This is a genomic window from Corynebacterium sp. c8Ua_99 (genome assembly GCF_039907185.1).
Taxonomy (GTDB): domain Bacteria; phylum Actinomycetota; class Actinomycetes; order Mycobacteriales; family Mycobacteriaceae; genus Corynebacterium; species Corynebacterium jeikeium_D.
Map to the genome: position 1 here is coordinate 1 of NZ_JASBOG010000027.1, position 8,359 is coordinate 8,359.

8 protein-coding genes, 1 tRNA gene and 1 pseudogene are annotated in these 8,359 nt (G+C 57.5%); 6 read left to right on the forward strand and 4 right to left on the reverse strand.

What is annotated here, in order from left to right; translation table 11 throughout:
- Positions 1 to 317 precede the first annotated feature (317 nt).
- Together QKE19_RS11025 and QKE19_RS11030 are read right to left on the reverse strand one after the other, a co-directional pair.
- Complete coding sequence (locus QKE19_RS11025; RefSeq protein WP_038626297.1) at positions 318 to 1,157, reverse strand: GDSL-type esterase/lipase family protein; 840 nt, start codon at positions 1,155 to 1,157, stop codon at positions 318 to 320.
- A 267-nt stretch (positions 1,158 to 1,424) separates the two neighbouring features.
- Positions 1,425 to 2,006, reverse strand: coding sequence for a PPA1309 family protein (locus QKE19_RS11030; protein WP_049180920.1), 582 nt, complete (start codon positions 2,004 to 2,006; stop codon positions 1,425 to 1,427).
- Positions 2,007 to 2,157: 151 nt separating this feature from the next.
- Here QKE19_RS11030 and QKE19_RS11035 point away from each other — a divergent pair, with 151 nt between their 5' ends.
- Positions 2,158 to 5,145, forward strand: coding sequence for a UPF0182 family protein (locus QKE19_RS11035; RefSeq protein WP_016423244.1), 2,988 nt, complete (start codon positions 2,158 to 2,160; stop codon positions 5,143 to 5,145).
- A 200-nt stretch (positions 5,146 to 5,345) separates the two neighbouring features.
- Positions 5,346 to 5,419: transfer RNA gene (locus QKE19_RS11040), tRNA-Met, on the forward strand.
- Here the strand turns inward: QKE19_RS11040 and QKE19_RS11045 are convergent.
- On the reverse strand, positions 5,379 to 5,711 hold the full coding sequence (locus QKE19_RS11045) for a helix-turn-helix domain-containing protein (protein ID WP_340139854.1): 333 nt from the start codon (positions 5,709 to 5,711) through the stop codon (positions 5,379 to 5,381). The two genes, QKE19_RS11040 and QKE19_RS11045, sit on opposite strands and share 41 nt — an antisense overlap.
- A gap of 81 nt (positions 5,712 to 5,792) precedes the next feature.
- Between QKE19_RS11045 and QKE19_RS11050 the strand changes: the two genes are divergently transcribed.
- On the forward strand, positions 5,793 to 5,999 hold the full coding sequence (locus QKE19_RS11050) for a helix-turn-helix domain-containing protein (RefSeq protein ID WP_168165031.1): 207 nt from the start codon (positions 5,793 to 5,795) through the stop codon (positions 5,997 to 5,999).
- Positions 6,000 to 6,354: 355 nt separating this feature from the next.
- Here the strand turns inward: QKE19_RS11050 and QKE19_RS11055 are convergent, their stop codons facing one another.
- Positions 6,355 to 6,498: a hypothetical protein gene (locus QKE19_RS11055; RefSeq protein ID WP_246819699.1), complete on the reverse strand. Its 144-nt coding sequence runs from the start codon at positions 6,496 to 6,498 to the stop codon at positions 6,355 to 6,357.
- Positions 6,499 to 6,807: 309 nt separating this feature from the next.
- Here QKE19_RS11055 and QKE19_RS11060 point away from each other — a divergent pair, with 309 nt between their 5' ends.
- From QKE19_RS11060 to QKE19_RS11070, 3 genes and pseudogenes are all read left to right on the forward strand, one after another.
- A complete protein-coding gene (locus tag QKE19_RS11060) occupies positions 6,808 to 7,458 on the forward strand; it encodes a hypothetical protein (protein WP_246819700.1) in 651 nt (216 codons plus the stop codon).
- A 29-nt stretch (positions 7,459 to 7,487) separates the two neighbouring features.
- Positions 7,488 to 7,871 carry a WhiB family transcriptional regulator gene (locus QKE19_RS11065; protein ID WP_070644237.1) on the forward strand — a complete coding sequence of 128 codons (384 nt, stop codon included), beginning with the start codon at positions 7,488 to 7,490 and terminating at the stop codon, positions 7,869 to 7,871.
- Positions 7,872 to 8,090: 219 nt separating this feature from the next.
- A pseudogene (locus tag QKE19_RS11070) lies at positions 8,091 to 8,359 on the forward strand (glycoprotein); the annotation flags it as partial.

Genomic DNA, 8,359 nt, shown 5'->3' on the forward strand with positions numbered 1-8,359 from the left:
GTAGTCGCTTTTCCCATCATCCGTCAATGGAACGCAGACAATTCGGATCCAAGCCTCCAAGTCGGCGGCAGATTCGCAGTACCAGAAGATTATTGCACTACTGCAGGAGGTTATCGACTTAGCAACAATTCTCTACGCCCTCCGCGCGCTGAAGGGAAGAGAACGCATTAAGGTCACTGCAGAGGCGGACGTGGTGGAAGCGAAAGTGTAAAGACTGGGCCCGCGGCGGCAACAGACAGCAAAACCCTCGACCACACTTTTCAAAGCGGGACCGAGGGTTTTTACATTCCAAAACGCCTGAGCGGCGTCGGGCAACCTTAGAAGGTGCTCTTGTAGACGTTGGCGATGGTGGTGCCAGTAACTGCCGAACCGTGGAAGGTCGGGTGGTTGGTCATGTTGTAGGAAGCAACGTCAGTATCCAGAATTGCCGAGACTTGACGCTCACCGTCCGGGCCGCACATTGCGACATCGATGTTGGCAATGTTCTTCATGTTGACGAAACCGATGCCGGACTCATTTGCAGCGCGCTCCTGACGGTTCTGCAGAGCCATCTCAAACTGGTGCATGCCGGCAGCCGGAATGTGTGGTGCAAAACCTGCGGCGTTGACCGGGCAAGCGTAGTGAGTCGGATCATTCGAGGTGAAAGCTGGGTAGCCAATCAGCATGACGCGAGCAGTTGGGTTAGCGGCCTTGATTTTCTGCACCGCGGCAACAACGTTGGTGGTGTACAGGTCATCCTGAACCGGCATTGGCAGCACAGCGCCCTGCATTGCGTCATTGGCGCCAACGTAGATGGTCACCAGCTGGGTAGCCGGGCCGAGGGAGCCCTGGGCGATAGCGTTGTCAACCTGTCCCATCAGGGACTTCTGCGGCTGAGTCGGCATGAAAGCGGTAGTGCCGTTGCAGGAGTAGTCGTGCAGTTCAAGGCCAGTCTCGCGAGCAACGTGAGAGCCGATGTTCGAAACCGAAATTGGGCAGCCACCACGGCCCGGCACGGCCGGATCGGACTGGCCCGGGTTAGCAGCGAAGGAATCGCCGAAGGCAACGTAGTTACCAGTAGGAAGAGCGTTGGCAACACCACCAGTCAGGAGGGAGGCTGCCAGCGCAGAAGCTGCAGCTGCCGAGGCTGCTGCACGGCGAACAACGTTGTTCTTCATAATTAAAAACCTCTTAGTTGAAAACCAATAGAAGGAAAAACTCGCGCTACACTCGCGATTTCTTCGCCACATTCGCCCGTCCCTGGAAGAATCCGAGTCCAACAGAACCAAGTCCAACAGAACCCTGAGCGGAAACTTAGAGACGCGCCTTTATCACTTTGTTATACAACTAGGTTCTAGTCCTGATGTCAACCGGAATCAGCTAGTTATAAGGATATTCGGCGCTTTCAACGCCTCTTGTTTGTCTCTTGTCGCTGGTAGGTGGAGTTATGAGTTACTTCCGAACGTGGAGTACAGCGCAGCGATGACACCATCGGCTACCCCAGAACCATCTTTTAGCTCAATCTCATCTTCAGCAAAGGGGCCACGCTCATCCAGTTCTGCTTCTGTGGGGCGCGGCTGAATCAGCGTTAGGTGTGGCCCCTCACTGATAACGCCACTGAAAAGACGTGCCTGACGAGCCGCCTCGCCATCCGCCTGTGCCCGCACCTCGTCTACGGATGCTCCCTCAAAACTGTCCGCCTGCTCCGGGGAAAGGACTATAATTTCCTGCGCTAACACGGCACCGACGACACCTGCTGGCCACGATGTTCGAGCGATAAAGTCCGCCAACTCAGGGCTACCACCTTCAATTCCCTCGGGGAGAGGCTCCTGCGCAACGACAGTCAGCGGGGCGCTGTCAATCAGCTCGTCGGCAAGCACGTCGGCAAGCGCGGCGGTGGGGACGAGGGCGAAGAGACTCGGAGCACGGTCCCAACCTTCGGCGTGGACGTATTCGACAGCCTCGCGCACGGCGCGATTGAGTGCCTGCTGGCTGAGATGAGTCTGTGTGCCGTTGTTTTCGCTCATGACGCTTGACGACGCCCCTTTCCTGGCAACGCTGTTTAAACAGCATCCTTAGTCAATTGTTAGGAACTTTATTTAGAGTAGATGACAGATAAGCGTACGTTCGACTTGCCAGCTCGCTGGTAAGTCAAGCTCAACTTGAACAGGAGAGACGTTGTCTCTAAACCAGACTCGACCGAGACGATCGGCGGGTGGCCGCCCGGGGTGGCTGGCAATTACCGTGTTGGTGATTGCCGCGCTGACCTTTGTTATTCCCATCGCCGTCAATTTTTATACGGACTTTCAGTGGTTCGGTGAAGTGGGCTATCGAGGGGTATTCGCCACCACGTGGCTCACTCGTATTGTCCTGTTTATCACCGTAGGCCTAATAACGGGTGCACTGACATTTCTATCTATGTGGCTGGCGTGGCGCTCGCGTCCCGTCGACCTCGGGCTGACGGATCCACGCAGCCCGCAGGCAGTGTACCGACGGATGGCTGAATCTGGTTCGAAGTCGATGTTCACCACGCTGCCCGTTGTATTCGGCGTACTCGGTGGCCTTGTGGGGCAGGGCAATTGGCAGACGGTGCAGCTGTTCTTAAACCGGCAGTCCTTCGGTGAGACTGACCCGCAGTACGGCAAGGACTTGGGCTTCTATGCATTCCAGTTGCCGCTGTGGTCGTACATCGTTTCGACGCTGGTTGTCCTGGTAGTTATTGCGTTCCTGCTGTCGCTGGTGACACATTACTTCCTTGGTGGCATCCGCCCAGGTAACCCGACTACAGGGGAGAAGACCCGCGTTTCCAATGCGGCTCGTGCGCAGTTGGCGTGCTGGGCCGGTGTTTTCATGCTGCTCAAGGCTGTGTCTTACTGGCTGGACCGCTATGAGCTGCTGAATAACAAGCAGAAAACCTTCACCGGTGGTTCCTACACCGATATCAATGCGCTGCTGCCGGCAAAGATTACGCTGCTGGTCATCGCAATTGTCGTGGCCGCTGCATTCTTCGCTTCTATCTTCCTGCGCAACCTCTCCATTCCGGCGTTTGCCACAGTGCTGATGCTGGTCTCCGCGGGGCTGATCGGCGTGGCCTGGCCGATGGCAGTTGAGCAGTTCTCGGTTAACCCGAACCGCGCTTCCAAGGAACGTGAATACATTGCGCGCAACATTGAATCGACGCGCTACCACTACGGGCTTACCGACGACAAGGTGAAGGTCGAGCGCGACTGGGGCGTTCCGGCTGAAAAGGAAGGCGATAAGGAGGCAGCAAAGGAAGGTGCGGATTCGATTTCGCGCGATGCCGCGACATTGGCCAATATCCGAATCCTGGATCCGGAGGTCCTGCCGCGTACCTTCACTCAGCAACGTCAGCTGAAGAACTTCTACGGTTTCTCCGATCCGCTTGCCATTGACCGCTACCAGATTGATGGGGAGTCCCGTGACTTCATTGTCGCTGCTCGTGAGCTGAACCCGCAGACTCTGCAGGGCAACCAGACTGACTGGATTAACCGTCACACGGTCTACACTCACGGCAATGGTTTCGTTGCTGCGCCGGCTAATAAGGTTGACGAGGTTGCCTCCGAGTCCGGTTCCGCCCGCGGTGGTTACCCGCTGTACACCGTGGCTGACCTGTTCGAGTCCGAGGACCCGAACGGCATGAACCTGAACCTGAAGCAGCCGCGTATCTACTACGGTCCGGTTATCGCCAACAGCGATGCCGACTACGCGATTGTCGGTGGCAATGGTGACGGCAAGGACTACGAGTACGATGCTGACGGCCGAAACTTCACCTACGACGGTGAGGGCGGTGTTGGCGTTGGCGGACTTGCCAGCCGCATGATTTTCGCCACCCGTTACCAGGAACTCAACATCCTGCTGTCCGACCGCATTGGGTCGGACTCCAAGATTATCTACAACCGCGATCCGCGTGACCGTGTTCAGAAGGTCGCCCCATGGCTGACTACCGACACCAAGACGTACCCGGCTGTAGTCGATGGCCGTATGAAGTGGATCGTCGACGGCTACACCACGCTGGCCAAGATGCCGTACTCCCAGCGCATGAGCCTCCAGGAAACCACGCAGGACTCCATTAACCCGGATGGCACTCCACGCCCGCTGCCGAACAGCGAGGTCAGCTACATCCGCAACTCGGTCAAGGCGACCGTCGATGCCTACGATGGCACCGTTGAGCTCTACGAGTTCGATGAGGAAGATCCGGTGCTCAAGGCCTGGGAAGGCGTCTTCCCAGGTGTGGTGAAGCCAAAGTCCGAGATTTCCGAGGAGCTGCAGGAGCACCTGCGCTACCCGGAGGACTTGTTTAAGGTTCAGCGTGAGCTGATGGCGAAGTACCACGTCAGCGATCCGGGCGTGTTCTTCGCCAATGACTCCTTCTGGTCTGTCCCGTCCGACCCGACCGCACCGGAAGACAAGAACCTCTCTCAGCCGCCGTACTATGTTGTCGCTTCCGATCCGGAGAGCGGCAAGCCGAGCTTCCAGCTGATCTCGGCATTCCGTGGACTGGAGCGTGAGTTCCTCTCCGCTCAGATGAGTGCTTCCTCCGAGCCGGAGACCTACGGCCAAATCACTATTCGTGCTCTGCCGACCAACACCCAGACCATGGGTCCACGTCAGGCGCAGGACACGATGATGTCCGCAGATGAGGTCGCCCAGGACCGCACCCTGCTCGAGGGTACGAACGTAGTCACCAACGGTAACCTGCTGACGCTGCCGGTCGGCGATGGCGAGATTCTCTATGTCGAACCGGTCTACACCCAACGCAAGGGGCAGGAGACCGCATTCCCGAAGCTGTTGCGTATTCTCGTCGCTTACCGCGGTCAGGTGGGCTACGGCGCTACGGTCACTGAGGCTCTGAGTCAGGTCGGTATCGATGCTTCCGCCGTGACCAAGGTCCGCGGTGAGGAAGAGGCTGAGGAGCAGCCGTCGGATAAGGACAAGGACGCCGCCGACGCTGAGTCCGACGACGAGGCACCGAAGGAAGAGCGCAAGGTTGATGTCGCTGCGCGTGACGACGCCGCTCGCCGTATCTCCGACGCGCTAAAGAAGCTTAACGACGCCCAGAAGAACGGTGACTACGCAGCCCAGGGCCAGGCACTTGCCGAGCTCGACCGCGCTGCCGCTGACTACCAGAAGGCCAACGGCCAGTAAGGTTTACAGAGAGTAAGGCTTGCAACGGGAGATTAGCCGAGAATCATAGGGTCTTATGGTTCGCAGAGTCCCCAGGTTGTAGCGAAACTGGCTATGACCTGGGGATTGGTCTTTGTTGGAAGGTCCGTGCTACAGTTACATCTCGTTGGCCGGAGAGGTCAGCACCCGCTGTGAGTGCTTGTAAAAGCCGGGACAGTTGACGCGGGGTGGAGCAGCTCGGTAGCTCGCTGGGCTCATAACCCAGAGGTCGTTGGTTCGAATCCAGCCCCCGCCACTAAGTTGGAACCCTCGGTTCGCGAAAGCGAACCGGGGGTTTCTTGCATTTGGGGAACGCGACGGGGGAGAAGGTCGGTCACTTCAATATTGAAATAGGCGGCTATCGCAAAAATTTCTGCGAGAGACCATGAAATCTGTCCGCGCACTTTCCGCCCTAGCGTCTGCCCTGAAATACCGAGGGCGTCGCCCAGCATCTTTCTTGTTACTCGATGGGTAAACATTAGTTGATTGACGGTGATGCCGATTGCCTCGTCGGCTGTGTAGCTTTTTTGAATCGATTTCGCTGTCATAGGCGCAACAGTACATGAGTGGCGAATATGGCGCAATGTGTGCGCTTGACGTACAAGGCGCAAGCCGTTACATTCGTGTTCATGAGTGAACGAGATACGCACAAAATGGATGAATCGGAGTGGCTTTCATCCGGTGAGGCTTCCGCACTATTGCCGTCGGTAACCCGTCGGACGGTGCAAGCGTGGGCTTCGAAGGGGCAGTTTCCCAACGCAATTCAGTTGCCTTCTGGGCAATGGCGCATCCCCCGCAAGGATGTTGAAGCGATTCTGGGGGATGCTGCGCAATGACAAAGCAAAAGAAAAGCGCTACTACCTCTGCCAAGGTAGTAGCGCTTCGAAAGACCGTAGTCTCACCAACAGGACTTAATTTTACACAGACCTCAGGAGTCCGTCTAGGGCATTGGTTCAGCCTGTCGAATATCCACTCTGGGAAGGGGTGGGACTGGTAATGGGCTTTGCAGAAATGGGTATCTGTGTCGAGCATGTTCACGTGCTCAAGCCAGCGTGCAAGTTCACGCTGACGATGCTCGCTGACCGAGCAGATCCGTTTAATGACCCGGACAAGACCGAGCGACGTACTGATGGGCGAGCGGTGTGCTGGCCTTCGGTACAGGATCTGGCGCGCAGGACCGGGCAATCTCGGTCAACGGTTCAACGGCAACTCAAGGAGCTGGAGCAACTCGGCATTATCGAAATCCAGCGCCGCTGGGTTCGCAATGAACACGGCCAAGCTCGACAGACGACGAGCAAATACATCATCAATCTGCCAGGCATGCTCGCCGGGCATTTTCAACAGGAGAAAGCGGGTAAGAGTGTCAAAATGACACCCTTACCCGACAAAACCAAAACCGCAGGTCAGGCTAAGAGTGTCAAAATGACACCCAAACAAAGTAAGAGTGTCAAAAACGGCAAAAGTAAGAGTGTCAACAGTGACACCCCATATAACTACCAAGGGTTAACTACCACCCCCTCCCCTCCCTCCCCTCCGGTCGACGCTGCGGCAGAGCCGAGGGAGCAGGGTTCGGCGGAGCCTCACTCGGGTGAGCCTGGCGGCTCATCGGGGCGGGGGAGTGCTCCCGACGCTCACGCCGGGGCGGTGGACGCGCCTGCCGGCGACGTCCACGATGGCCGCGGCGAAACTTTCGACCGTCATCGTTCGGCGCTCAGTGCCTCGGAGAGCGTTCAGCGATCCGCTGAGAGGGTGAATCCTGAAAAAGCGCCGCAATCCCCGGAGAATGTCCATGAGGGGGCAGAATCGGCCATTTCTGAGCCGATGCCTGGGTATGAAAATCACAATGATGTGATTTCGGAGGATTCCGCCCTCGTCGCTGATGTGTTGCCGGAGGAGATGCAGGCGGTTCCATTGCGGGAGTATCCGCGCATCGCTGCGGCCATTCGTGACCGTTTGGACGCGGGGTGGAGTCGTGAGCAGATGCATCGCGTGTTGGCTTCCCGGGAGCTTCCCGGTCATGTGCGGCACCTGACTGCCCTAGTCATGGCCCGTTTCCGGGATGACCTGCCAGTCGATAATCCACCTGTGTGGAATGTGTCAGTTCCCGACCAGAGGGGGCATCGACCGTGGTCGAAGCTGCTGGCATCGGGTCGTGTCGTCGAGGCACGAGATCTCGATATGGGGCAGGTGGCAATCGACCATCATGCCGCCAAAGCGGCAGGTCTTGATTATGCGCAAGGCAGCCGCTGGGCATTTCTCGATGCCGTAGATGTGACCGGCTATCTGACCAGCTAAATCACTGTTTGGAAGACCTGGGGCGGAAGATGGATTTGAGAGTAACACCTGGTGAGCTCGAAGAGCTTCGACTCATTCGAGCGGTGCATGCTGCGCTAGCTGATGGACTGTGCGCGACCGGTGATGCATCGCCGCATCTGTGGGACGCGGCGGTCGCAGGAGAACCGAGGAAAGCGGTGGAACGGCGCTATGCGCAAGCAATAGCGATTTGCGAGCAATGTCCCGTTCGGCAGTTGTGTCACGGACTCGCGGAGGCACTGCCGGAAACGTCCGGGGTGTGGGGCGGTGAGGTCTACGAGGATCCCACCAAGCGCGCCTATCAATCACGCAAGACCGTAGACGGAAAGCAGCGAAAGGCTCGTCTCCGGCTGAAAGTGCTGGTGAGACAGCGAGTTGCATGCGACGTTACATAACAGCAATGAATGTGATGCACCCCACCAATTAGGGTAGCGCCTTAAAAGTATTTCCTTAAAAAAATTTAATTACATCGTCGTCATTCGACGACAAAACAAAAGTCCCCGGTTCGCAGACGAGATTGCAGTCACAACTGCGAGCCGGGGACGGAGGTGACCTGTGTAGAGCATTTCGCTTAACACGGTCAGCTCCATTCTGTCATGGATTGGGGAAAATAGATGAAATTTGGAATCCGTGTTGGCGGTCTAGCTGCAGGTATCGCTGCGGGGGCCTTGCTTGGCGCTCCGCTTGCTATGGCCGCACCTACCGCTGATGACGCACCGGTACAGCCGGGCACTGCTACAGCTGCACCGGCAGCACCGAAGCCGGGCACTGAGGATGCGGCTGCAGAACCGTCTTCGCAGCCTGGTACGGAGACAGAGGCTCCGGTTGAGCAGTCCCAGCCGGGTACCGCTACTGAGACTGCGGACAGCGAATCGGAAGCCGC